Annotated in this window: 1 protein-coding gene; it reads left to right on the top strand. The window is 55.7% G+C overall.

From position 1 onward, the window contains the following. The coding region (locus ABFY71_RS19140) for a Rib/alpha-like domain-containing protein (RefSeq protein WP_347947467.1) at nt 1–235 on the top strand (235 nt) is incomplete at both ends.

Genomic DNA, 235 nt, shown 5'->3' with positions numbered 1-235 from the left:
CTCAAACTGACGCTGAGAAGTACAACGCTACTGGCGGGAGCCTGACCAAGGGTTACGGTGAACCGACGACGGAAGCTGACGTGATTGGCAAGGTAACGACGGATTACCCGAAGGACGCCGCTAAGCAGCCAACGATTACGGTTGACGACCCAAGCAAGCTCCCGGATGGGAAGACAGCTGGTCACGCTTGGATTCCAGTTACGGTCACCTACCCAGATGGCTCTAAGGATAAGCT

The organism is Devosia alba (assembly GCF_039938915.1).
Lineage (GTDB): Bacteria > Pseudomonadota > Alphaproteobacteria > Rhizobiales > Devosiaceae > Devosia > Devosia alba.
The sequence above is the reverse complement of the archived record's forward strand: the minus strand, read 5'-3'. Positions and strand labels throughout refer to the sequence as shown.